We start from the raw sequence: 24,232 nt of genomic DNA, 5'->3' as shown, positions 1-24,232 counted from the left end.
CGTACTGGAAAGAGGCGCTGGCGGGAGCGCCGGGGCTGCTGGAGGTGCCGAGCGACCGACCGCGTCCTGCGCAGCAGGACTATGCGGGCGGCTTCGTGCGCTGCGAGCTGGATGCGGAACTGACGCGCGGCGTACGCGCCTTGAGCCAGCGGCACGGCACGACGTTGTTCATGACCTTGCTGGCGAGCTGGGCGGCGGTGCTGAGCCGGCTGTCGGGCCAGGACGAGGTGGTGATCGGCACGCCGACGGCGAACCGCGGTCAGCGCGAGATCGAAGGGCTGATCGGCTTCTTCGTCAACACGCTGGCGTTGCGCATCGAGGTGGGTGCAGCGGAGTCGGTGGGTTCGCTGCTGGCGCAGGTGAAGTCGCGGACGGTGCAGGCGCAGCAGCATCAGGACCTGCCGTTCGAACAGGTCGTGGAGTTGATGCGTCCGGAGCGCAGCCTGTCGCACAGCCCGCTGTTCCAGACCATGTTCGCGTGGGATAACGCCACGGACGATGCTGCGTTCGGGTTCGAGGGCCTGTCGGCCCAGTCGCTGTCGTCGGGCGAGCGCAGGCATGCAAAGTTCGACCTGACGCTGTCGTTGTCGGACGCAGGCGAGGTGATCGCCGGCGGCATCGAGTACGCGAGCGCGTTGTTCGATGCGACGACGATCGAACGTTATATCGAATGCTGGCGGACGCTGCTGCGCGAGATGGTGACCGATACGCAGCGTCCGGTGTCGGCGCTGAGGTTGCTGCCCGAGGCCGAGCGGCAACTGGTGGTGGAGACGTGGAACGCCACGGACGCGCCGTATCCGGTCGACCGGCTGGTGCACGAGTGGTTCGAGGCGCAGGCGGCGAAGACGCCGGACGCGATCGCGCTGGTGCAGGACGAAGCGAGCCTGACGTACGCGGAATTGAACGCCCAGGCCAATCGCCTGGCGCATTATCTGCGTTCGTTGGGGGTGCAGCCGGACGACCGGGTGGGCCTATGCGTCGAGCGCAGCCCGGGGATGGTGGTGGGGCTGCTGGCGGTGCTGAAGGCGGGCGGTGCGTATGTGCCGCTGGACCCGGGCTATCCGGCGGATCGGTTGGCGTACATGCTGGAGGACAGCGCGCCGGTGGCGGTACTGACGCAGCAGTCGCTGCAGACCTTGCTGGCATGGCCGGCGGGTATCCCGGTGCTGACGCTGGATGCGGATCGGGCGCCGTGGCAGGACGCGCCGGCAGACGATCCGGTCCGCGGGACGTTGTCGCCGCATCATCTGGCGTACGTGATCTACACGTCCGGCTCCACCGGCCAGCCCAAGGGCGTGATGGTGGAGCATCGCGGGCTGTGCAATCTGGCCCAGGCACAGATCGAACGGTTCGGGGTACGGCCGGACAGCCGCATCCTGCAGTGCGCATCGTTCAGCTTCGACGCATGCGTGTCGGAGATGGTGATGGCATGGGGCAGCGGCGCGCAACTGCGACTGCCTGTGGGCAATGCCGCGAGCCTGGTTGGCCCGGCGTTGAGCGAACTATTGGCACGCGCGCGCATCACCCATGTGACGTTGACGCCCCCTGTGCTCGGCGGTCTGCCCGAGGCTAGTCTCCCGGAATTGGAAACGATCGTCGTTGCCGGCGATGCGTTGCCGCAGGCGTTGGTCGATCGCTGGCCGCAACGACTGATGAATGCATACGGCCCGACGGAAGCGACGATATGTGCGACCACGTTCGACTGCCGCGAATCGCATACGAACGCGCCGCCGATCGGACGGCCGATCGCCAACGCGCGCGTATACATTCTAGATCCGTACGGCCAGCCGGTGCCGATCGGTGTGCCGGGTGAGCTGTACATCGGCGGCGTGGGTGTTGCGCGGGGTTATCTGAACCGGCCGGAGCTGACGGCGGAGCGCTTCGTGCGCGATCCGTTCAGTGCGGTCCCCGAGGCGCGGATGTATCGCTCGGGCGACTTGGGCCGCTGGCTGCCGGACGGTACGATCGAGTTCCTGGGTCGTAACGATTTCCAGGTGAAGGTGCGCGGCTTCCGGATCGAGCTGGGCGAGATCGAGTCACGGCTGGTGGCGCAGCCGGGGGTACGCGAGGCGGTGGTGCTGGCACGCGAGGACGTGCCGGGCGACAAGCGGCTGATCGCGTACTACCTGGCCGAAGAGGCGTTGAGCGCGCAGTCGCTGCGCACGGCGCTGCAGCAGGAACTGCCGGACTACATGGTGCCGGCGGCGTACGTGCACCTGGCGCAATGGCCGCTGACGCCGAGCGGCAAGCTGGATCGCAGCGCGCTGCCGGCGCCGGATGGGCAGGCGTATACGCAGCGTGCCTACGAGCCGCCGCAAGGCGAGGTCGAGACGACGCTGGCGTCGATCTGGTGTGAGTTGTTGCGGTTGGAGCAGGTCGGCCGATACGACAATTTCTTCGAGCTCGGTGGGCATTCGTTGTTGGCGGTGCAAGTGGTTAGCCGACTGGCGGGTGTAGGGATAAAGATCGCCCTGCTGGACCTGCTCGCGCAGCCGACTATCGAATCGGTAGCGAGGTGCGCGTCGTGCGTACCCACGCAGGTGTGGGACCGGAGCGACGTGGTCCGGATTCGTCCAGGCGGCGATGGGGCTCCGCTGTTTTTTATGCACGACGGCGCCGGTGCACTGGACTATGCCCATTTGATCGCAACGAAGCTGCTGGACGGTTTCCCCGTCTACGGGTTGCCTGTAGCGAGCGGCAAGCCACTAAAAACCGTCACGGGCATCGCCGCCCGAATGGTCGATACGATCCGCAGTGTCCAGCCGCACGGGCCGTATTTCCTGGCAGGATGGTCGTTTGGCGGCATGCTCGCTTACGAGGTCGCTTGCCAGTTGATCGGCGCGAATGAGCGGGTCGCGTACCTGGGACTCCTGGATACGTTCGTGAAGCCGGAACTCGTTGGCTTCCAGGGGGCCGCAGCCAGTGAAACGGACGACACGCTGGCGCTGTTCAAGGCTTATCTCGGTCCGCACCATACGGGACGGTCACCGCTGGCCACGCTCGGCACAGCGCTTCGTGGCGCACCGCTGGCGCACCTGCTCGCCGAATGCCGGCAGCATAACCTCGCGCCGGTCGCGCTAAGCCACCACGACGCGGAAGGGATTCGTGCATTGTTGGGTCGTCTTGCGGCCACCGAGGCGGCCATGCAGGACTACTGGGTGCCCGCTACTTCGATCGATGTCCATCTCTACAGCGCGTCGACCTCCAACGCGGATCCGTTGCGCGGCTGGGATAAGATTGTTCCCCGAGATCGGATTGTCTACCGTCCTGTGCCGGGCACTCATCACTCCATGATCGCAGCTCCGCATCTGGAGGACTTGGCATCGCGGCTTTCGCGCGACCTCCAGCATGCGTCCGATACGACGAGAAGTTCGGCGGGGGGGGAGCGGGAAACGGTCGTTCAGTTGCAGAGGTCTTCTCTCGACACTGTGCCTATCTGCTTCTTCCCAGGCGCCGGCGCCAGCGTGACCAGCTTCATCGACGTGGCCGGAAGCATCGACGCACGTGGCATATTCGGCATCCAGCCGCGCGGACTGGATGGGACGACGCTGCCGCATTCCTCAGTGGAAGCGGCTGCCGATTCAGCGGCCGAGACAATCCTGGCTCATTGCCGTAGTAGCAAAGTCCATCTGGTCGGTCACTCGTTCGGTGGTTGGATCGCGATCGAGGTCGCACGCCGGATCAGCGCCATGGGCATTCAGCCCGCATCCGTGACGATGCTGGATTCCAGCCCCCCAAACCCGGCCCAGGACAGGGAAGTGACGAGCGAAACGATCCTGGCGCGCTACATTCACTTGTTGGAACAGACAGCCGAGCGTTCGTTGGACCTAAGCGCTTCAGCGCTAGCAACCTGCGGGCCCGAAGCGAGGAAACATGCCCTGCATCGTGCGATGGTGGAGGCGGGACTACTGGGCCGGAACACGCCGGCTTCGTTGCTGGATGCGGCGCTGTCTGTCTTCGCCGCATGCGTTCGTACCTACTATGTACCGAGGACGCCGTACGACGGCGCCGTAAGGTTGATGCTGTTCGGCGAGAGCGCAGGCTTCAGCCCGGATCACGCACGCTCGATCATCCGTTGGAGGCGCTGGCTGCCGAATCTCAACGTCTCCATCGGATCGGGTAACCACATGACCGCACTCAAGCCTCCTAACGCCGAGCGGCTCGGGAGCTGGCTTCGCGAGCAGCTGACCGACGAGAGCCTGACGTTTGGCGCAGCATCGGTCGCGACGGCATGAAGCCGTCGTTCCTGTAATCCATCAATCGAATACATCCATGATCAAATTTCACGTCAAAGGAAATGCCGGCACTCTCGTGCTTGCAACCGTGCTGTCCGCGCTTAGCGCTGCGTCACTGCTCATGCTGTTGAGTCAGGTGGGTCGCATAGCCCGGGAAGGTCTCGGTACGGCGGCGGCCGCATTGCCCGCCATCGGTTCACTGCTCGCCATGATCGTCACGAGCTCCGCGGCGCAGATTACCCTCGCCCATCTCAGCGCGGCGGTCATCTCCGGCCTTCGCAGAGAGCTGTCAAGGCGATTCATCGCGCTCGACTACGACCGTTTCCTGGGGGTCGGGCCGCAGGCGCTGAGCTCCACGCTAGTAGCCGACGTGACGCGCGTGTCGACGCTGCTGATGCTGATTCCGGCGGTGACGTTCAATTTTCTGCTTGTCGCGTCCTGTCTCGTCTATTTGGCTGTGCTGGACCTGCCGCTTTTCGCGGTGCTGGTCTGCGCGCTAGCGGCGTCGGTGTTCACGACGGTCACGATCATGCGCCGGGCTAAGAACGTATTCCAGGCCGTACGCGAAGAGGAAGCCGAGCTGTTCGAGCACTTTCGCGCGATTGGCGACGGCAAGAAGGAGCTCGCTATGAGCGAGCCGAGGGCGACGCACTTCTGCAACGAAGTGCTTGAGCGCGGCGTGCAACGCAATCGGGATTTGCTGTTCCTCGCACACAAATGGTGGGGGTTGGGGCAATCGTGGTCGATGCTTGCGATGTTCACCACGGTGTTCATCGTCGTGCTCGCCGGCAGCTGGTGGTTGGAATCCGCCACGGCAGTGATGTCGACGTTCGTAGTCGTGCTGCTGTTCCTGATCGGGCCCCTCAATCTGCTGATCTTGGCGTCCCGCGACGTCTTCACCGGCATGGCAAGCGTGCGGCACATCGAACGGATGGTGGGGACCCTCGGCGATCCCGAGCCTGCGCGCTCTACCGCGGGCGCGCACGGTCGTTTCGTTGCGGGGCACTGGCGGTCGATCGCGCTGACCGGAATCGAGTACGAGTACCAAAAGGGCGTCGACGCGTTCCACCTCGGCCCGGTAAGCCTGTCGTTCGACCGAGGCGAGGTCGTGTTCCTCGTCGGCAGCAACGGCAGCGGAAAGTCCACAATGGGACTGTTGCTGTCCGGCCTGGTCCGACCCACTGTCGGCCATATCGAGGTCGACGGCATGCGGATCGAACAAGAAGATATGTCGGCATATAGAAGCATGTTCTCGGCGGTATTTTCTGATTTCCATCTATTCGAGGACGTGGTCGACCGGACCGGATATGCGCCGAGCGCCGTCGAGGTGAACGCGCTGCTACGCAGGCTCGGGCTCGACGGGAAGGTCACGCTCGCGGGTGGCGCGTTCTCGACGGTCAAGGTTTCACAGGGACAGCGCAAGCGTCTCGCGCTCGCGCAGGCCTTCGTCGACGATGGAGACATCTTCCTGTTCGACGAATGGGCGGCGGACCAGGATCAGCATTTCAGGCGGTACTTTTACACCGAGCTGATTCCCGATCTCAAGCGTCGGGGAAAGACAATTATTGCCATCACGCATGACGAGAATTACTTTTATCTTGCAGACCGGATAGTGCGTTTCGATGCGGGGCGCGCGTACGTTCCGGAGTGCCGCGAAGAATTCCTGTCTTGAATCCTTTTTACTTTCGGTTGCTTGGAGCATGGTGCAAAGCGCAAGGGGCGCATTACGAATGCCATCTGATGTGGCCGACGCTATCGTGGTTGTAGTTTTTCCGATCGGCCGCTTCGGGCCTGCGGCTGACGAGGGCGCTGTAGATGCGGCCGACCCCGGCTGATAGAAGGGAAGGGCGGCAAGTGGAGTTGCGCTTCTTGTGATCGGCGCCATACGCAAACACGAATTCATTAGGTCGACGGTATGCATGGTTTTTTTTCTCAGTTGGTGGTCGTGTTGCTCACCGCACGATTGTTGGCATTGCTGCTGCGCCGCCTAGGCCAGCCGACCGTCGTCGCGGAGATGGCTGCTGGATTTGTTCTCGGGCCGGCCGCGCTCGGCGCGATCTCGATGTCGGCAGTCGAGTGGCTCGTCTCTGCCAGGACCGCGCTTGACGTGCTGGGACAGATTGGGCTCACGCTCTTCATGTTCGTGGTGGGCGCAGAGCTCACCGGAGCGGGCATTAGTCGAGCGCGAACCGCGGGGGGCTTGGTTGCCATTTCTGCGGTTGCTGTTCCGGCGCTCCTGGCTCTGGCGCTGGCACCTTGGGTTTACGAATATGCACCGGCTGGCGTTGGCTTCTGGCAGTTCGCGTCTTTCTTCTGTCTCGCTATCGCCACTACCGCAGTGCCGGTCATGGCGCGTTTGCTGCAGGAACGCGGTGAACTCGGTTCGACGGAAGGCGCAGTCTCACTGTCCGCCGCCGCATTTGGCGACGTGCTCGTGTGGCTCGGGCTGCCTTTGATCGTTGGATTTTCCAAAGCGCCCCTGGACACAGGCGCGGCGCTCAAGAGCACGGGGGCGCTAGTTGCACTGGCTATAGTCGCTATCTATGGCGTTCGCCCGCTGCTTGCGGCCTGGTGGAGCCGCGTTCCAGTCGATGCACCGACTGCGATGGTGGTTGGGCCACCGCTCGTGTGCGGCGTGATCTTTGCCGCGAGCACGTCCGCGATCGGCTTTCACGCGGTGTTCGGTGCGTTTCTGGCGGGTCTATGCATGCCGCGCGACGCCGGCCTGTTGCACAAGTTGGATGCGGCCGTCACGCCTGTATCGACGCTGGTTCTAATGCCGTGCTTCTTCGCCTCGGCAGGACTCCAGACGCTGCCCATCGCGTCGGTCGGTTTGGGCGCTTCGCTATTGGCGATCATTGTGGTTGCAGTTGTCGGCAAGTTGGTCGGCGGCGCGATCGGAATGCGTTTCGCCGGATATGGTTGGAGCGCCTCGGCTAAGGTTGGCGTGTTGATGAACATTCGCGGGATGATGGAACTGGTTGTGATTACTATTGGGTTCCAAGCCGGCCTGATCGGCGCCGACATGTTCACAGCGCTGTTCTTTATGGCAATCATCACCACTGCAATGGCTAGCCCGATGCTCGCTGCGGTATCCGCCTTGCAGGCTGCTGCCGGCGCGCGCGCAGCGCAGTCCGGCCGCGCGATTAAAGATCCGGCATGAGCAGTACGCGGCATTCTGACGTAGCGCGAAGTGCCGTGCGAGGGAACTCGCCCTTCGGCCTGCCAGCAATGAGTGACGCTCCGGGGATGGTACAGTCGCTGTCGTCGTGTACGCATCCGCGCTCGATCGCTTAGAAGCGGCGCACGACGAAGCCTTCGAGTCGCTCGATGCGGTGAGCGCACGGTGCGAGCGCTGCAAGTTCGCGCGCGATCGTTTTCGCTATGCATGTACGCGCCACGCGCTTGGCTGAATCTTGGCGGTGCAGGGCGACACGGCACCAGCGCTGCTGCACTTTGCAACTGGGTGCTGGAGCGACGAAATCACTTCAGGGCAGCGATTGGGTGTCGAATCGGAATGAAGTAGTTCTGTTGCTCGATGGAGTTAGATGGCTGCCCATGAGATGGAGGGGGGCGTAAGCAGTGTCTGACGGCCGGAGATGCTGCTTTGAGTCGCGCGCATAAAGTTCTTACTCTTAGGTGGCATCCGCCAGGGTGGCGGCCGTCAGAGGGCGTTTTAGCGGCTTCGACCTAACTTTATGCCGATGAGGAAGAAATCAACCTCCGTATCTGCCGCTTCGACACCCGCCCCGAAGACCAAAACGCGCCAGTCGGCACCACCCCCGGTTCTGGGAGCGGTGGGCGCGAGGATTCGGGGAATCAGGGTCGCGCGCGGGATTGGCCTACAGCATCCATATGGACCGAGCCCACATTGGGCTGCTGGCGAACGGGAAGCGCGCCGCGACCATTCCTACATTGGCTAGGCTTGCGGTCGCGTTGGGATGCCAAGTTGGCGATTTTTCCCAGATGTTGAAGAACTGGGAGATCTTCTGGGGGCCGATGGGATCGAACCGAAAATTCGACGTACTGATCGTTAGGTTGGCGCTATTTGGAAGACTTAGCGCGGCACCAGGCTGTAGCGCTTTAAGGCGGGTAAGCCGCGACCGGCGTGCGGCGGAAGGATACTTACCTTTACAGGGCGACGAACCGAGCATTTCCTAAGCCCCGATAGGCGCTAAGGGTTGTCGGCCAAGGAGATTCCGGGTTGTTCAGGCACGAAGTTTGGACCCTGGCCGCATAGCTCACGGCCGCCAGAGCGAGGCCAGTCAAGGCTCTCGTCCCGATTCGCTAACCTCATACCCTCATGTGCGCGTGCTCCCGGACGCCCCGTCGGACAAATCCCACCCCAAGCCGCGCCGGGTTCCGATGGCCGGGGAGGCCGCTATAATCCATCATCCCGGCCGTACCCCCGGCAATATGTAAGGAATCCCATGGCACGCGGCATCAACAAGGTCATCCTGGTCGGCAACCTCGGCAACGATCCTGAGACCAAATACACCCAGGGCGGCATGGCCGTGACCACCCTCAGCCTGGCCACCACCAGCGTCCGCAAGGACAAGGACGGCCAGACCCAGGAACGCACCGAGTGGCACCGGGTCAAGCTGTTCGGCAAGCTCGGCGAAATCGCCGGCGAATACCTGCGCAAGGGCCGCCAGGTCTACATCGAAGGCTCGATCCGCTACGACAAGTTCACCGGTCAGGACGGCGTCGAGAAGTACTTCACCGACATCATCGCCGACGAGATGCAGATGCTCGGCGGTGGCGATGCGGGCGGCGGTGGCGGCGAACGCCCCGCGCGCTCCTCCGGCGGCGGTGGCGAGCGTTCTGCGCGTCCGTCCGGCGGTGGTGGTGGTGGTGGTGGCGGTTACGGCGGCGGTCGCCAGGATTCCGCCCCGCGTCGCGAAGCGCCCCCGGCCAAATCGAACGACTTCGGCGACGATTTCGCGGACGACGACATTCCGTTCTGAGTCGGCGCGCTCGATCGCTTTAATCAAAAAACGGGAGGCTTCGGCCTCCCGTTTTTCTTTTTCCTGTGGCCTTAGGGGCAGGGCGCGGTGCTGCAGCGGACACCCTAAGGCCGGCTTGGGTGACCGCGTTGAACGGGCGGTCTGTACATAATGTGGAACTCCGCGCAGTGGGAGCGCCGCCCCCGAGAGTCAGGTCGACGGTTCTGATGGCAAAGCAGGCGCGTTGTCTCCCGGGGCGACGACTTCGCGTTAATGCTGTTTGACGAGCGTCTTCTGAGCAATCGAACTGCGCTTGCGCGCCGTCGGCTGGCGCGGATGCAGCGCGACATCCAGCGCTATTCCGACACGAAGCGCTGGCCGCGGTCGCCGCCGGCCTGAGCCCGGCGCAGATCGCCCAGGCCGACGCCTGGCCGCAGAACACCCTCAATGCAGGCTTCAAGGGGCGCTCCACCGACGGCACCACGCCGGGCTGGGAGGCCTATGATTTCCGAGCCGTGCGCCGCCGCGTCACTGCGGCGGGCCGACCCAGGCCAGCGGATCGAGCATCAGCCAGAAGCCTTCGGCGCCTTTTTCCGCCAGCACCGTCTGCGCGCCCAGGTCGCTGGCGCGTTCGCGGAACTCCAGCTCCAGCCCAGTCCAGGCTTCGACTTCGTCGTCGCCGTCGTCGTAGATCTGGCGCACCAGCAAATGCCCCGGCGCCTGCATCCGCCATTCGAACGGCAGCGCTTCCTGACCGAATGCCGGCGACCAGCTGTGCAGCACGCCGCGGCCGCCGTCGTGGAACTCGATGCGGTCGCCGGTCAAGCCGGCGGCGGTGCCGAGCGCCGATTGCCAGCGCCCGACCGGGCCGCGCAGCAGGATGTGCGATCGATGTTCTGCGTTCATGCCCTGCATCTTGCCGGAATAGGATCGGTATAGAATCGGCGTCGGGCCGCTGTCGGCCCGCGCCGTCAACCGCCGACCTCGATCGGTTTGCCTTCCACCACCAGCTCGTAGATGGTCTTGGTGATTTCCGAGCCGGCCATGTAGCCGAACGCGCCGGTCGCGAGCGTGCCGACGCCGTACGCGGCCCAGCCCCACGGGCCGGTGGTGTTGACCGGCGCGGCGACGGTAGCGAACGCGCCGCCGGCGGCGGCCGCGCCGGCCCAACCGCCGGCCACTTCGACCACGGTCTTGACCTTGTCCTCGGCGGTGTAGATCCGGTACGCGTCGGCGGCCACGCCGACCACGATCAGCACCCGTCCGCCGACCCGGAACGCGCCTTCGACCTTGCCGGCCCAGCCTTCGCGCGCAGCCAGGTCGTTGGCCGACTTGAGCACCTCCGGGTCGGCCTTCACGCCGTGGTTCTTGATCACGTCGAGCAGGCCTTGCGCGCCGCCCTGGACGCGTACGTTCTCGGGGCGGCTGGTCAGGGTGAACTCGCCGTTGGCCGAGCGCGAGAACATGCTGTCTTGCAGGCTGACCTTGCCGACGCCGCTTTCGGACTTGGCCACGGCTTCGCCGACCTCGGTCCACATCTGCCGCTCAGCCATCTTGCTGGCGCTGCGTTCGATGGTGTTCTGGTTGCGCTTGGACAGCGGCTCGTCGGGGCCCTTGCCGGCCTTCTCGCGCACCTGCTGCTCCACCGCTTCGGCAGCGGCGGCGTACTTGCGGTCGTAGATCTCCAGCAGCTCGCGCTCGCCGAACTGCAGCGGCGGCTTGCCGCTGGTGTTGGCGACTTCCACCGGCACCACCACGCTCTTGTCGTTGCCGACGCCGACGTGCGGATTGCCTTCGGTGACGAACCACGACACCGGGCCGACTTTGCCGAGGTCGGGACGGAACGGCGGCTTGCCCTCGGAAACGTTGCGCAGCATTTCGGCGGCGATTTCCGGAGTGACCGCGCCGTTGCCGGGCGCGCCGGCGCGGCTGCCGTCGGGCATGAACGGAATGCCGGCGGCGGCGCCGGTCGGCGCGTTCGGATCCAGGCTGGAGCGGTCCTGCGCGGCCAGCAGCTTCAGCAGGCCCGACTGCGCCGAGGTCGGCGCCAGTTCGATTTTGCCGTCGCGTGCGGCCGACAAGTCGATGGCCGGGCCCTGCTTTTGCGGATCGCCCGACGGCGCGTGCAGCGTGCCGTCGTCCAGCGCCGGCGCGCGGCGCGCGAACTCGGCGGCGGCCTGCGGCGACAGCCCGGCGTCGGCGGCCATCTGCCGGTAGCCCTTGTCGAGCACGCTGCGCTCGCTGTCGCCGGGAGCGACATCGACGGCGACGCCGTGCTGGGTGCCGATCGGCTTGGCCTGATCCAGGCGCTGCACGGTCTGCACCGCATTAGTCAAGGCGATCTGATCCATCGGCAGCAAGCGCGAGCCGATCGCGTCCTGCAGCTGCTGGCCCTGCTCGGGATGCTGGCGCGCATAGTCGGCGACCGCGTAGGCCATGCCTTCCACATCGGTACGACCGCAGTACTGGTGGGTCGAGACGATGCGGTCGGCTTCGGCCAGCACCGCAGCGTCGTAGCTGGAACCGGTGGTGGGCAGCGGAAAGATCGGCGGAGGTGCGACGGGACGGGTGGGGTCGGTCATGGACGGACGCGAGCGCGAGTGGGGTTTGCCGGAAACCTTAATGGGGGCTCGGGCGCCCGCAAGCTAGGAACGACCCTAGCGCCGCGGCGACGCCTGCGCGGCCGCGGCTTCGAGCCCGATCACTGCCGCACACGGCGTTTTTCGCCGTGACCGCGATCACGCCGATGCGTCGCAAATAATCCTGCGTCGTGCTTGCGCGGCCGGCGAGCAATGTCGTGACTCGGCTTGGCCTGGCAGCGGCGAGGGGGCTGGCTACACCGGCGAGGCATCTTGATCCGGGATATTTCTGGATAACCATGGGTAACCCTGGGGCATCAAAAGAGTTGGATTCAGGTTGCCCACGCTCCAGCCATCGAAACAGCCAAACTTTTCGGAGCTGATGCGTCCGCGGCGCCAACCCTCGGGGGGCAGGATGCGGCCTTGCAGGTTGTGCAGTTCGGTCACGGTTGCGGCTCGGCGATGATCAATTCGATGCTCAGTTGCTGCAGACCTTCGCGGTAGCGGTCGTCGATGCCGGCGTCGGCGATGATGGCGTGGACCTGGTTGAGGTGAGCGATGCGGTGCAGGCTGACGCGGCCGAACTTGGAGGCGTCGGTCAGCACCACGATGTGGTGCGCACGCTCGACCATGCGGTGGTTGAGGCGTGCTTAGGCTTCATCGTGGGTGGTCAGGCCGAACTGCAGATCCAGGCTGTCCACACCGAGCAACAAGGTGTCGAAGCTGTAGGCGTTGAGGCTGGCCTCGGCCTAGCTAGCCTGCAGCGACAACGATTGCTTGCGCAGCAGTCCGCGGGTGAGCTGCACGTCCAGGCCCGACGCATCGGCCAGTTCCCAGGCGATGTTCAAGCCGTTAGTCATCACCGTGACGATCACCGCATTTATCGGAAATGGACACCTTGACACGCGGGGCGTCGCGCACCACAGTCGGCAGCGTCCTATAGCGCTGCACATGCATGCAGCGCACTGCGCGGATCAGCAACTGACCGCACAACGATCGTCATTGTTCTCTGGGGGGAACGGCCGCGCCGCAACGGGTTTGCCGCGTGGCTCGAAAAGGTCGGCGCTTCCGCGCCCGCCTCCTTCCCTATCCACCAGGTATCTGGAGAACACACCTAATGAGCATCCGATTGACAGGAATCTTGCTGTCCGGCGTTTTGCTGGCGGCCGCGCTGTCGCCCGCGCACGCGCAGAGCGTCAGCTGCGCGGGGATCGCCGAATGGAATGCGGCCACCATCTATAACGCAGGCAGCAAGCTCGTCTATCAGGGGCGGCTGTACCAGGCGACTATGTCGATCTGGAATACACCGCCCACACATTGCCCCAGTTGCGGCTACTACCAGGATCTGGGTGCCTGCAGTGTTGGCGGCAACCCGCCGCCAACGGTCGCGTTGACCGCACCGGCGAACGGCGCGACCTTCACCGCAGGCGCCACCATCACCGCTACGGCGAATGCCGCCGATTCCAACGGCACCGTCGCCCAGGTGCAGTTCTTCCGTGGCAGCACCTCGCTGGGCATCGATACCACGTCCCCCTACAGCGCGATCTGGACCAATGCGGCCGCGGGCAGCTACGCGATCACTGCGGTCGCCACCGACAACGCGGGCGCCACCACTACGTCCTCAGCGGCCAACATCACCGTCAATACGAGCACGCCCGACACCACCGCACCCAGCGTGCCGGCCGGACTGGTCGCGACGTCGGTGACATCGTCCAGCATCAACCTGAGTTGGAACGCCTCCACCGACAACGCGGGCGGCAGCGGCATCGCCGGCTACGACGTCTACCGCAATGGCACGCTGGTCGGCTCGCCTGCCGGTACGTCCTTCAGCAACACCGGCTTGGCCGCATCCACGGCCTATACCTTCCGCGTGCGCGCCCGCGACAACGCCGGCAACGCCTCGGCGCAAGGCACGCAGATCAGCGCGACCACTGGCGCCGGCGGCGACAACAGCTTGCCGCGCCATGCGCTGGTGGGGTACTGGCACAACTTCAGCAATCCATCCGGCCCCACCTTCCCGATCAGCCAGGTCTCGAATGACTTCGACGTCATCGTGGTCGCCTTCGGCGACGATGCGGGCAACGGCGCCGTCAGCTTCACGGTCGATCCGGGCGCCGGAACCGAAGCGCAGTTCAGGGCCGACGTGGCCGCGGCGCGCGCGCGTGGCAAGAAGGTCGTGCTGTCGCTGGGCGGCCAGAACGGCACGGTGACCCTGAACAATGCGACGCAGGTCGCCAACTTCGTCAACAGCATGGAAGACCTGATCCGCTACTACGGTTTCGACGGCGTGGACATCGACTTGGAAAGCGGCGCGGGCGTCTACCACGGCGCGGCCGTGCAGACCAACCTCGTTACGGCCGTCAAGCAACTCAATGCGCGCATCGGTCCGTCGTTCTACCTGTCGATGGCGCCCGAGCACCCGTATGTCCAGGGCGGCTTTGCCGCGTACAGCGGGATCTGGGGCGCCTATCTGCCGATCATCGACGGACTGCGGCAGGAGCTGGACCTGATCCATGTGCAGTACTACAACAACGGCGCGCTGTATTCGCCGTACAGCCAGAACGGCTTGCCCGAGGGTTCGGTCGACATGCTGGTCGGTGCCAGCCTGATGCTGATCGAAGGGTTCAGGACCAACAACAACACCGGCGTCGTCTTCAACGGCCTGCGGCCGGACCAGGTGGCGTTCGGACTGCCCTCGGGGCCCTCCTCGGCCAACAGCGGGCTGGCGTCGCAGACCACGATCGCCAATGCCCTGAACTGCCTGACACGGCTGCAGAGTTGCGGAACCATTCGGCCCCAGCAGGCCTACCCCAGCTTCCGCGGCGTCATGACCTGGTCGATCAATTGGGACCGGCACGATGGTTTCATCTTCTCAAGGCCGGTGCGGGCGACCTTGAACACCTTGCCCTGACCGGCAGCGAAAAATCGGGGGCGGGCGACGCTTCGCCCGCCCTCCAACTTCTCTCTAACTCGGCGCCCTTGGTGGGCGCCGATTTTTTGTGTCGCCTCCCCGTAAACGCACTCCAGCCACAACCAGAGGTCTCTGTCTTCTTTTAAGACGATCCTCCCACGCCGGATTATTTGCGCGACCGCGCTCAGTTTTGCTCGCTCGCGAACCGCAATCGGTCGCCAAGTAATCAACTTCGCGCTGCCGCTGGAGACGCCCGCTTGAAACGCGAAGCAGTTGGGCGGCAGGGGAGCGATCAAGCCAGCCCGACAGCTCGCCCCGCAACCACCACCCGCACCACCCGCAACTGCGAATCCAGCACCACCAAGTCCGCGCAAGCGCCGGGCTCCAAGCGGCCGCGGTCGCTCAGGCCCAGGTAGTCGGCAGGGAAAGTCGAGACGCGATGCGCGGCGTCGGCGAGGTCCAGGCCGACTTCGACCAGGTTGCGTAGCGCCTGATCCATCGTGAGTGCGCTGCCGGCGAGCGAGCCGCTGGCGAGGCGCACGCAGCCGAGGCATTTGTGCACGCGTTGCGAGCCCAGTGCGTATTCGCCGTCGGGCATGCCGGTGGCGGCGGTGGCGTCGGTGACGGCGTACAGGCGCGGGATGGCGCGCACGGCGAGGCGGATGGCGCCGGGGTGCACGTGTTGCAGGTCGGGGATCAGTTCGGCGTATTCGGCATGGGCGAGGGCGGCCGCGGCGATGCCGGGTTTGTAGTGGTCGACGCCGGTCATGCCGTTGAACAGATGGGTGAAGCCGGCGGCGCCGGCGCGCAGTGCGGCCAGGCCTTCTTCGTAGGTGCCGGCGCTGTGGCCGATCTGGACGCGGATGCCGAGCGTGTTCAACAGCGGGATCAGTTCGGTGTGGCGGCCGATTTCCGGTGCCAGGGTCAGTACGCGGATCGGCGCCAGCGCGTGCAGGCGTTGCACGGATTCGAAGGTGGCTTCGACGGTCAGAGGCGGCTGCGCGCCGAGGCGCTGCGGGCTGATGAAGGGGCCTTCCAGGTGTACGCCGAGTATCTGCGCCGCGTCCGGGTCGGGTTCGGCGATGGCCGTGGCCAGGCCGCGCAGCGCGTGGACGATGTCGGCCTCGGCGGCGGTCATCGTGGTGCCCAGCAAGGCAGTGGTGCCGTGGCGCACGTGAGTGCGCGCGATGGTGCGCGCGGCGTCGCCGCCTTGCATCAGGTCGACGCCCGCGGCGCCGTGCACGTGCAGGTCGATGAAGCCGGGCAGGACGATGGCGTCGTCGCCGTCGTCGCCGTCGATGCCGCCGATCGCACCTGCTTCGACAGAGGCTTCTTCGATCGCCCGGATTTTGTGATCGAAGCTGATGCGTCCGCGGCGCCAACCCTCGGGGGTCAGGATGCGGCCTTGCAGGCTGTGCAGTTCGGTCACGGTTGCGGCTCGGCGATGATCAATTCGATACCCAGTTGCTGCAGGCCTTCGCGGTAGCGGTCGTCGATGCCGGCGTCGGTGATGATGGCGTGGACCTGGTTGAGGTGGGCGATGCGGTGCAGGCTGACGCGGCCGAACTTGGAAGCGTCGGTCAGTACCACGATGCGGCGCGCACGCTCGACCATGCGGTGGTTGAGGCGCGCTTCGGCTTCGTCGTGGGTGGTCAGGCCGAACTGCAGGTCCAGGCCGTCCACGCCGAGGAACAAGGTGTCGAAGCTGTAGGCGGTAAGGCTGGCCTCGGCCTGGCTGCCCTGCAGCGACAGCGATTGCTTGCGCAGCAGGCCGCCGGTGAGCAGCACGTCCACGCCGGGGGCGTTGGCCAGTTCCCAGGCGATGTTCAGGCCGTTGGTCATCACCGTGACGTCGCGATGGCCGCGCAGGTGGCGGGCCAGGGTCATGGTGGTGGAGCCGGAGTCGATGATGATGTTGTCGCCGGCCTGCACCAGCTGCGCGGCGCGTGCGCCGATGGATTCCTTCAGCGGCAGGTTCAGCGCGTCCTTCTCGTGGATGTCCTGTTCCTGCGGCGGCGTGCGCACCAGGTTGGCGCCGCCGTGGGTGCGGGTCGCCAGGCCCTGCGATTCGATATGACTGAGGTCGGCGCGGATGGTCACGGCCGACACGTCGAAGCGCTCGACCAACTCGGCCACCTGCACCGACCCGCGTTCGATCAGGCACTGCAGGATCTGCTGTCGGCGGGAGCGGGTATTGCGTATGGCCATCTCTCGATCCGCAGGAAAAAACCGAAGATTAGCCGTTCGCCGCAGCGACGGCGTTGGCGGGCGCGCGCTCGCCGACGGCACGCTCGCCGGCAGTGTTCGCCGAACAGGCGCGGGCGTATTCGTCCAGGCACAGGCCGATGCGGTGGCGGACCAGCGCTTCCGGAGTGTTCGCTAGGGTGCCGGCGCGCACCGCGCGGTATTGCTCGGGCAGGTATTGGCTGAGCAGGAACGCCGGCGGCGCATGCGCGCGCAGGTTGTCGAACAGGCGCTGCACGGCGGCGACCAGGGCCGGCTCGCCCCAGTAGTAGCGGCAGCGGTCGCTGAGCGCGTACAGGCGCAGCAGGTGCAAGTCACGTTCGTCGCCGTGATAGTGCTGTTGCCAGTGCTTCGGGTTGTCGAGCATGCAGCGCTCCAACACCTGCGGCAGCATCGAGCATTGCTCCGGCGGCAGCAGTTCGGCCTCGATCGCGGCCAGCGCGAACAGCGCCTCGCGGTAGGCGAAGGTGGCGGCCGGGCCGACCTTGAGGATGGCGAAGTGGTCGCGCACCAGCGCGTGCAGGCCGTCTTCGCGTTGGTAATCGGTGGAGTGCGCTTCGAACACGATGCGCGGCTGGCGTTCGAGGAAGTCGGCCAGGGCTTCGGCTGCGACCGGGTCGTAGTCGTGCACGCTGCTGTGGTCGAAGTCGACCCCGGGCTGCACCACCATCGCGATTACCCGCTCCCAGGCGATGGCCAAATCCGGTGCGGCGAAGGCCTGGCGATGAATGGCCAGCGTCTGTTCGGCCGCTTGCGGCGTGGTTACCGCGAGACCGCCTGCGAGCGAGGCTTCGCCACCGGGCACCGGCACTTCGGTACCGATCACGTACACCGGCGGCGGCAGGCCGTGTTCGGCGGCGGTGCGTTCGGCGATGCGCGCCAGTTCGGCCGAGCGCGCGGCGACGGTCGCATCCGGCAGCGGCGTGGGATCGTCGGCGCAGGACATGCTGCAGTCCAGATGGATCTTATGGAAGCCGGCGGCCACGTAGGCTTCGATGAGCACGCGCGCATGCGCCATCGCTTCCTCGGACGGGCGCTTCTGCCAGGCGTTGGGGCCGAGGTGGTCGCCGCCGAGCACCAGGCGGTCGGCCGGGAAGCCTTCTTCGCGCGCCAGTGCCAGCACGTAGTCGCGGTATTGCGGCGGGGTCATGCCGGTGTAGCCGCCGAACTGGTCGACCTGGTTCGAGGTCGCTTCGATCAGCAGCAAGGTGCCGTGACGATGGGCCACGTCCATGGCGGCGCGCAGCACCAGTTCGTTGCTGCAGCACACGCTGTACAGACCGACGTTGCGGCCCTTGCGGTGGGAGGCGATCAGCGATTGCACGGGCGACATGGGGTAACTCCAACGCGACTCGGGACGAGGCAGAACTCAGACGAGCCAGAACTTAGAAAAACCGGTACCCAGACAAACCGGCACTCAGACAAACCAGCACTCAAACAAACCAGCCCTCAGGCAAGCGAACTCAGGACAGCGCCGACGGCCAGGCGAGCAGGGCGGCGCCGCGGGCGCCGCCGGCATCGCCGAAGCGCGGCGGCACGATCGGCGGCACCTGCACTCCGATGAACAAATGCGCGGCGACCGCGGACGGCAGCACGTCGTACAGCGGGGCGTGCTGCGACAGGCCGCCGCCGAGCACGATCACGTGCGGATCCAGCGCCAGCACCAAGGCCGCCAGGCTGTGGCCGAGCAGGTCCAGATGGATGGCCAGCACTTCGCGCGCACGTGCATCGCCGGCTTCGGCCCGGGCGATTACCGCGCCGGCATCGACGGCCTCGCCACCGAAGTGGTGATGCAGTGCGACCAGGCCGCTGCCCGAGACATAGCGTTCGATACAGCCGCGCAGGCCGCAGGCGCAGTCGAGCACGGGCAGGCCGTGGCGCTGCAGCAGATGCGCCGGCACGCTCCAGTGGCCCCATTCGCCGGCCAGGCCGTTGAAACCGACCACCAGCCGGCCGTGCAGGCAATAACCGCCGCCGGCGCCGGTGCCGAGAATCGCGCCGAACATGCTCGGGTAACCCTCGGCGGCGCCGCCGTGGGCTTCGGATAAAGCGAAGCATTGCAGATCGTTGCCGAAGTGCAGCGGCCGGCGCAGCCGCGCTTGCAGGTCGGCGGCGACGCTTTCGCCGGTCAGCGCCGGTACGTTGGCGCTGAGTTGGCGGCCGCTGCGGCGGTCGCGCACGCCGGGCAGGGCGATGCCGATCGGAGTGTCGACGAGTCCGAGCTCGGCGTCGGCCGCGGCGATCAACGCTTCGAGTGCGGCCAGGAAACCGGCGTAATCGCCTTGCGGCGTGGCGATGCGCCGGCGATGGCGCACCTCCAGCGCGGCATCGCAGGCGACCAGTTCGATCTTGGTGCCGCCGATGTCGATGCCGTAGCAAATCGCGGGGACCGAAGTTTCAGCCATGGGCGCTTCAGCCATGGTGAATGGTGACGCCCTTGACCACCCGGTTGACGGTGCCGTCCGGGAAGGGATTGTCGGGGGTCAGGCCGAGCGAGGCCGAACGCTGCAGCGCGTACATCTGCGCGAACGTCAGCCACACCGGCGCCAGCCAGGTGTCGTCGAACGGCGGCACGCGCAAGCTGTGGTCGTCGTCGGCGCCGATGTCGGCATGCGGGCCGATCGCCAGCACTTGTCCGGCGATGCCGTCGCGGCGCAATTCGTCGAGCAGGTCCTGCTCGTAACGGCGCGCCAAGGCGTGGGCGCTGCGCACCACCACCACCAGGGTGTCGCCGTCGAGCGTGGATTTGGGGCCGTGGCGGAAGCCCAGCGGCGTGTTGGCCAAAGCGAGCACGCGGCCGGCGGTGAGTTCGAGCAGCTTCAGCGCGGCTTCGCGCGCCAGCGCTTCGAGCGGGCCGCTGGCCAGATAGATGACGCGGTTGAACGAGCGTTGCGCCAGCGCCGCGGCGGGCGCGTCCCATTGCGCCAGGCCCTCGTGCGCCAACGCGGCCAGTTGCGGCAGGCGCTCGATGCGCTGCGGCCAGGGCGCGGTGTCGAACACGCTCAGCGCCGTCAACAGCATGCAGCTCAGGCTGCTGGTCATGGCGAAGGCGCGGTCGCAACTGTCGGCCGGCATCAGCAGGGTGCAGGTGTCCTCGCGGCCGGCGCCGCGACGGGCCAGTTCGCCCTCGGGGTTGCAGGTGATGTCGAGAAAGCGCGCGTGCTCGACTTCGGCGCGCACCAGTTCGACCGCGGCCACGCTCTCCGGGCTGGAGCCGCTGCGGGCGAAGGACACCAGCAGGGTCGGGCGGTCGCGCTGCAGGTACAACGCCGGATGGGTGAGCAGGCTGGTGGTGTGCACGGCGCGCGTTTCGGCCGGCCACTGCGCGTTGATGCGGTCGGCGACCAGGTCGGCGATGAAGCCCGAGCTGCCGGCGCCGGTGAACAGCACGCGCTGGCGCGGATCGTTCAAGCAGTCGCCAAGAAAGGCTTGCACGCGTTCGCAGGCCTGCGCCAGATCCTCGGCCAGGCGATTCCACAGGGCCGGTTGCTGGGCGATCTCGGCGGCGGTGTCAGCTCCGCCCAGGCGCTGCCAGGCGGAGGAGTCGGAGAGCGGGGTGACGTCCATGGATGATTCCTGTTGAGCGAGGGCACGATCTGTGTTTTCTTTCGGAAAGTCAATTATCGAAAGTAAAACAAAAGAAATAGACCAAGTTCGTGTAGTGATCGGTGCCACGGAATCAAAACGAAAGATTCGGTTGTATTAGCTTTCGTTGCGGTATTAACAGGGGTTTTCGGCTAGTTTAGAAAGTATTGCATCGCACAAACTTTCGTTTTATAAAATAAATTCTTCCTTTTTTCTTTCAATTCATTGACAGCTTTCGAAAGCCTGCCCTAGAGTCGGCCGCAGCACATTTCGAAGCCCGCCGAGCGGGCCTGGGGGCAAGGTGGAATTCCGCGTGTGTCGTCCGCGACTGTCGATTGCGATCCTGGCTGCGCTGATGGCGTCGGCGTTGCCGGCCGCGGCCGAGCCCGTCGGCAACCTGCGCGCGGTCCGCGCCGGCACCGGCGCGACGCCGAGCTGGGAGCTGAGCACCGACACCGGCAGCCTGCTGCGCATCGAGGTGCTGGCCGACGACATCGTGCGCGTGCAGGCGGGGCGCCGCGGCAAGTTGGCGCCGGCCGGCGACAAGGCCGCGCCGATCGTGTTGCCGCAGCCGGCAGCCAAGATCGCCGCCAGCCTGGAAGAAGACGATGCCGAAGTGCGGGTGCGCACCGGCGCGCTGGTGCTGCATGTGCAGCGGCAACCGCTGAAGCTGCGGCTGGAGCGGATCGACGGCGAGCGCAGTACGCCGCTGTGGCAGGAATTGCAGCCGCTCGACCTGGACGCGGCGCAAAGCGTGCAAGTGCTGTCTTCGCAGGCCGACGAAGCCTTCTACGGCGGCGGTCAGCAGAACGGCCGCTATCAGTTCAAGGGCCGCGAGTTGGAAGTGTCTTACTCCGGCGGTTGGGAGGAGGGCGACCGCCCCAGCCCGGCGCCGATGCTGTTGAGCTCGCGCGGCTGGGGCATGTTGCGCAATACCTGGAGCGACGGCAGCTACGACCTGCGGCAACCCGATCAGACCACCTTGTTGCACCGCGAAGACCGCTTCGACGCTTATTACTTCGTCGGCGAGTTGCCGCGCTTGCTCGAGCGCTACACCCGTTTGACCGGCCGTCCCGGCCTGCTGGCGCGCTGGGCGCTGTCGTACGGCGACGCCGATTGCTACAACGATGGCGACAACGGCAAGAAGCCCGGCACCGTGCCGGAAGGCTGGCACGACGGCGCCACCGGCACCACGCCGGACGTGGTCGAAAGCGTGGCGCGCCAGTACCGCGAACACGACATGCCCGGCGGCTGGATCCTGCCGAACGACGGCTACGGCTGCGGCTACAAGCAATTGCCCGAAACGGTGAAGGGCCTGGCCAAGTACGGTTTCCGCACCGGCCTGTGGACCGAGAACGGCGTCGACAAGATCGCCTGGGAAGTCGGCACCGCCGGCAGCCGGGTGCAGAAGCTCGACGTGGCCTGGACCGGCAAGGGTTATCAATTCGCCATGGACGCCAATCAGTCGGCGTTCAACGGCATCCTGCACAACTCCGATTCGCGCCCGTTCCTGTGGACGGTGATGGGCTGGGCCGGCATCCAGCGTTATGCCGTGGCCTGGACCGGCGACCAGAGCGCGAGCTGGGACTACATCCGCTGGCACGTGCCGACCTTGATCGGCTCGGGCCTGTCGGGCATGGCCTATGCCACCGGCGACGTCGACGCGATCTTCGGCGGCAGCGCCGAGACTTACACCCGCGACCTGCAGTGGAAGGCCTTCACGCCGGTGCTGATGGGCATGTCGGGCTGGTCGTCGAATGCGCGCAAGCACCCGTGGTGGTTCGACGAGCCGTACCGCAGCATCAACCGCCATTACCTGAAATTGAAGATGCGCCTGACGCCGTACATGTACGGCCTGGCGCAGCAGGCCGCGCAGACCGGCGCACCGCCGGTGCGCGGGCTGATGTGGGATTACCCGCAGGACCCGCACGCGCAGGACGAGGCCTACAAGTATCAGTTCCTGCTCGGTCGCGACCTGTTGGTGGCGCCGGTCTACCGCAGCCAGGCCGCGAGTCGCGGTTGGCGGCGCGGCATCCATCTGCCGGCCGGGCGCTGGTTCGACTATTGGGACGGGCGCAGCGTGCAGGCCGACGCGGCCGGCCGCGATCTCGATCGCCAGGTCGACCTCGCCACCTTGCCGTTGTTTGTGCGCGCCGGTGCGATCCTGCCGATGTACCCGGCGATGCTGTTCGATGGCGAAAAGCCGCTCGACGAGGTCACCTTCGATCTGTACCCGCAGGGCGATTCGCAGTACGCGTTGTACGAAGACGACGGCAACACCCGTCGCCATGAGCAGGGCGAGTCGAGCACGCAACAGATAAAGATGACGGCGCCGGCGCAGGGCAGCGGCCCGGTGACGGTGCGCATCGACGCAGTGCAGGGGCAATACCAAGGGCAGTTGCCGCAGCGCCGCTACGCCTTGCGCGTGCTCAGCCGCCAGGCGCCGCGCGCGGTCTCGCTGGACGGCCGTGCGCTGCCGCAGCTGGCCGATGCCGCCGCGCTGCAAGCGGCGGCGGAGGGTTGGTATTTCGATGCGGCCGAGCGCAAGGGCAGCGTGCACGTGCGCAGCGCCGCCAGCGATATCCGCAAACCGCTCGAGTTCGCGCTGGACTTCGCCACCGCCGCGGCGCTCGCCGACGACGCCTTCCCGGCCGCGCCGGCGCAGGGCCGCGCGTTGCCGGCCGACGGCCTGCTGGTGGTCAATCGCCCGGCCGAAGAGCCCGGCCACGCGCTCGAAAACGCTTTCGACGACGATGCGAAAACGTGGTTTCGCAGCGTGCGCAACCAGGCCGTGCGCACCGGCGCGCACGAGTGGACCGTCGGTTTCGGCGAGCGCAAGTTGATCGACGGCATCGAGTTGGCGCCGCGCAACGACAAAAACTGGAAGCACGGCCAGGTGCGCGACTACGAGGTGTACCTGGGCGACAGCAACGGCGAGTGGGGCGAGCCGATCGCGCGCGGCCGTCTGCAGCTCAAGCAGGAGCTGCAACGCATCGACTTCCCGGCCCGCGCCGGCCGGCTGCTGCGCTTCCGCGTGCTCAGCGTGCAGAACCCCGAAGGCGACGGCGCCTCGGCCACCGATCCGATGGTCACCGCCGCCCAGGGCGGCGCGGCGCGCGCGGTCGACGCGCTGCAACCGCGCGATGTCGGCCCGATCGCGCTGTCGAGTTTCCACATCCTCGAACACCAGGAACCGGAGCGGCCGGCACAGCAACGCTATCTCTCCGAGCTGCCGTTGCCGGCCGCGCTGGCCGATCAGGTCCGCGCCGATCACGCCTTCCGCGGCGACGATGCGCTGCGCATGAACGGCTTGTTGTTCCGCCGCGGCCTCGGCGTCGGCCCGAGCAGCCGCATCGACTTGCGCCTGCAAGGGCAGTGGCGTCTGCTGCGCGCCGACCTCGGCATCGACGACGCTTGCCGCGCCGCCGGCGGCCTGCAATTCCAGGTCTGGGGCGACGGCCGCCTGCTCTACGACAGCGGCCTGGTGAAAGCGCCCGGCGTGGTCAAGCCGGAGCTGGATATCCGTGGCCTGTCGTCCTTGAGCCTGCGCACGCTGGGCGCGCAAGGCAGCCAACCCACCCAGGTCTGTGCGAACTGGGCCAACGCCGTGCTGATCGGCCAGGAGGGCGATAGCGCCAGCATCCTTCCGCCATGAACCAAGCGAACACGCGACACGTACACCGAACACCCGACGCATAACTTCGAACACGTAACGCCGAACACCGAACGCGT

General features: G+C 66.1%; 14 protein-coding genes and 1 pseudogene. 6 read left to right on the top strand and 9 right to left on the bottom strand.

Features of this window, described 5'->3' with window-relative positions:
* The 4 genes from LC490_RS19385 to ssb all read left to right on the top strand — a co-directional run.
* A partial coding sequence (locus LC490_RS19385; RefSeq protein WP_255611019.1) for an amino acid adenylation domain-containing protein occupies positions 1 to 4,235 on the top strand: 4,235 nt, incomplete at its 5' end.
* 37 nt (positions 4,236 to 4,272) lie between these two features.
* Positions 4,273 to 5,907 carry a cyclic peptide export ABC transporter gene (locus tag LC490_RS19380; protein WP_223621262.1) on the top strand — a complete coding sequence of 545 codons (1,635 nt, stop codon included), beginning with the start codon at positions 4,273 to 4,275 and terminating at the stop codon, positions 5,905 to 5,907.
* A gap of 243 nt (positions 5,908 to 6,150) precedes the next feature.
* Positions 6,151 to 7,398, top strand: a complete 1,248-nt coding sequence (locus LC490_RS19375) for a cation:proton antiporter (protein WP_223621261.1) — start codon at positions 6,151 to 6,153, stop codon at positions 7,396 to 7,398.
* A gap of 1,267 nt (positions 7,399 to 8,665) precedes the next feature.
* Positions 8,666 to 9,202 carry a single-stranded DNA-binding protein gene (ssb, locus tag LC490_RS19370; protein WP_223621260.1) on the top strand — a complete coding sequence of 179 codons (537 nt, stop codon included), beginning with the start codon at positions 8,666 to 8,668 and terminating at the stop codon, positions 9,200 to 9,202.
* Between the two features lie 507 nt (positions 9,203 to 9,709).
* On the opposite strand, the gene LC490_RS19365 is transcribed toward ssb, so the two are convergent.
* The 4 genes and pseudogenes from LC490_RS19365 to LC490_RS19350 form a co-directional block, all read right to left on the bottom strand.
* Entirely contained in the window at positions 9,710 to 10,087 is a 378-nt protein-coding gene (locus LC490_RS19365) for a hypothetical protein (protein ID WP_223621259.1), read from the bottom strand.
* Positions 10,088 to 10,152: 65 nt separating this feature from the next.
* Positions 10,153 to 11,763 carry a hypothetical protein gene (locus LC490_RS19360; RefSeq protein WP_223621258.1) on the bottom strand — a complete coding sequence of 537 codons (1,611 nt, stop codon included), beginning with the start codon at positions 11,761 to 11,763 and terminating at the stop codon, positions 10,153 to 10,155.
* Between the two features lie 252 nt (positions 11,764 to 12,015).
* Positions 12,016 to 12,207, bottom strand: a complete 192-nt coding sequence (locus LC490_RS19355) for a hypothetical protein (protein WP_223621257.1) — start codon at positions 12,205 to 12,207, stop codon at positions 12,016 to 12,018.
* Positions 12,204 to 12,629, bottom strand: a pseudogene (locus LC490_RS19350) (DeoR family transcriptional regulator); the annotation flags it as partial. The pseudogene LC490_RS19350 and the gene LC490_RS19355, both read right to left, overlap by 4 nt.
* Positions 12,630 to 12,877: 248 nt before the next feature.
* Between LC490_RS19350 and LC490_RS19345 the strand changes: the two are divergent.
* Positions 12,878 to 14,671, top strand: a complete 1,794-nt coding sequence (locus LC490_RS19345) for a glycosyl hydrolase family 18 protein (RefSeq protein WP_223621256.1) — start codon at positions 12,878 to 12,880, stop codon at positions 14,669 to 14,671.
* Between the two features lie 292 nt (positions 14,672 to 14,963).
* Here the strand turns inward: LC490_RS19345 and nagA are convergent, their stop codons facing one another.
* From nagA to LC490_RS19320, 5 genes are all read right to left on the bottom strand, one after another.
* Complete coding sequence (gene nagA / locus LC490_RS19340) at positions 14,964 to 16,100, bottom strand: N-acetylglucosamine-6-phosphate deacetylase (RefSeq protein WP_223621255.1); 1,137 nt, start codon at positions 16,098 to 16,100, stop codon at positions 14,964 to 14,966.
* Entirely contained in the window at positions 16,097 to 16,873 is a 777-nt protein-coding gene (locus tag LC490_RS19335) for a DeoR family transcriptional regulator (RefSeq protein ID WP_223621270.1), read from the bottom strand. Before LC490_RS19335 ends, nagA begins: the two co-directional genes overlap by 4 nt.
* A 34-nt stretch (positions 16,874 to 16,907) precedes the next feature.
* A complete protein-coding gene (locus tag LC490_RS19330) occupies positions 16,908 to 18,248 on the bottom strand; it encodes a D-tagatose-bisphosphate aldolase, class II, non-catalytic subunit (RefSeq protein WP_223621254.1) in 1,341 nt (446 codons plus the stop codon).
* 130 nt (positions 18,249 to 18,378) lie between these two features.
* Entirely contained in the window at positions 18,379 to 19,320 is a 942-nt protein-coding gene (locus LC490_RS19325; protein ID WP_223621253.1) for an ROK family protein, read from the bottom strand.
* A 7-nt stretch (positions 19,321 to 19,327) separates the two neighbouring features.
* Positions 19,328 to 20,482, bottom strand: coding sequence for an SIS domain-containing protein (locus tag LC490_RS19320; RefSeq protein WP_223621252.1), 1,155 nt, complete (start codon positions 20,480 to 20,482; stop codon positions 19,328 to 19,330).
* A 373-nt stretch (positions 20,483 to 20,855) separates the two neighbouring features.
* On the opposite strand from LC490_RS19320, the gene LC490_RS19315 reads away from it, so the two are divergent.
* Positions 20,856 to 24,155 carry a TIM-barrel domain-containing protein gene (locus LC490_RS19315; RefSeq protein ID WP_223621269.1) on the top strand — a complete coding sequence of 1,100 codons (3,300 nt, stop codon included), beginning with the start codon at positions 20,856 to 20,858 and terminating at the stop codon, positions 24,153 to 24,155.
* Positions 24,156 to 24,232: the final 77 nt, after the last annotated feature.

The organism is Lysobacter sp. ESA13C (assembly GCF_019970005.1).
GTDB lineage: Bacteria > Pseudomonadota > Gammaproteobacteria > Xanthomonadales > Xanthomonadaceae > Lysobacter > Lysobacter antibioticus_B.
Note: the sequence above shows the minus strand (reverse complement) of the source record. Positions and strands in the feature narration are given on the sequence as shown.

What these genes read in the sequence shown, in the direction of transcription:
- LC490_RS19365 (WP_223621259.1), bottom strand. Translation starts at nt 10,087, where the DNA reads ATGAACGCAGAACATCGATCGCACATCCTGCTGCGCGGCCCGGTCGGG.
- LC490_RS19375 (WP_223621261.1), top strand. Translation starts at nt 6,151, where the DNA reads ATGCATGGTTTTTTTTCTCAGTTGGTGGTCGTGTTGCTCACCGCACGA.
- LC490_RS19380 (WP_223621262.1), top strand. Translation starts at nt 4,273, where the DNA reads ATGATCAAATTTCACGTCAAAGGAAATGCCGGCACTCTCGTGCTTGCA.
- LC490_RS19325 (WP_223621253.1), bottom strand. Translation starts at nt 19,320, where the DNA reads ATGGCTGAAACTTCGGTCCCCGCGATTTGCTACGGCATCGACATCGGC.
- ssb (WP_223621260.1), top strand. Translation starts at nt 8,666, where the DNA reads ATGGCACGCGGCATCAACAAGGTCATCCTGGTCGGCAACCTCGGCAAC.
- LC490_RS19360 (WP_223621258.1), bottom strand. Translation starts at nt 11,763, where the DNA reads ATGACCGACCCCACCCGTCCCGTCGCACCTCCGCCGATCTTTCCGCTG.
- LC490_RS19320 (WP_223621252.1), bottom strand. Translation starts at nt 20,482, where the DNA reads ATGGACGTCACCCCGCTCTCCGACTCCTCCGCCTGGCAGCGCCTGGGC.
- LC490_RS19345 (WP_223621256.1), top strand. Translation starts at nt 12,878, where the DNA reads ATGAGCATCCGATTGACAGGAATCTTGCTGTCCGGCGTTTTGCTGGCG.
- LC490_RS19330 (WP_223621254.1), bottom strand. Translation starts at nt 18,248, where the DNA reads ATGTCGCCCGTGCAATCGCTGATCGCCTCCCACCGCAAGGGCCGCAAC.
- LC490_RS19315 (WP_223621269.1), top strand. Translation starts at nt 20,856, where the DNA reads ATGGCGTCGGCGTTGCCGGCCGCGGCCGAGCCCGTCGGCAACCTGCGC.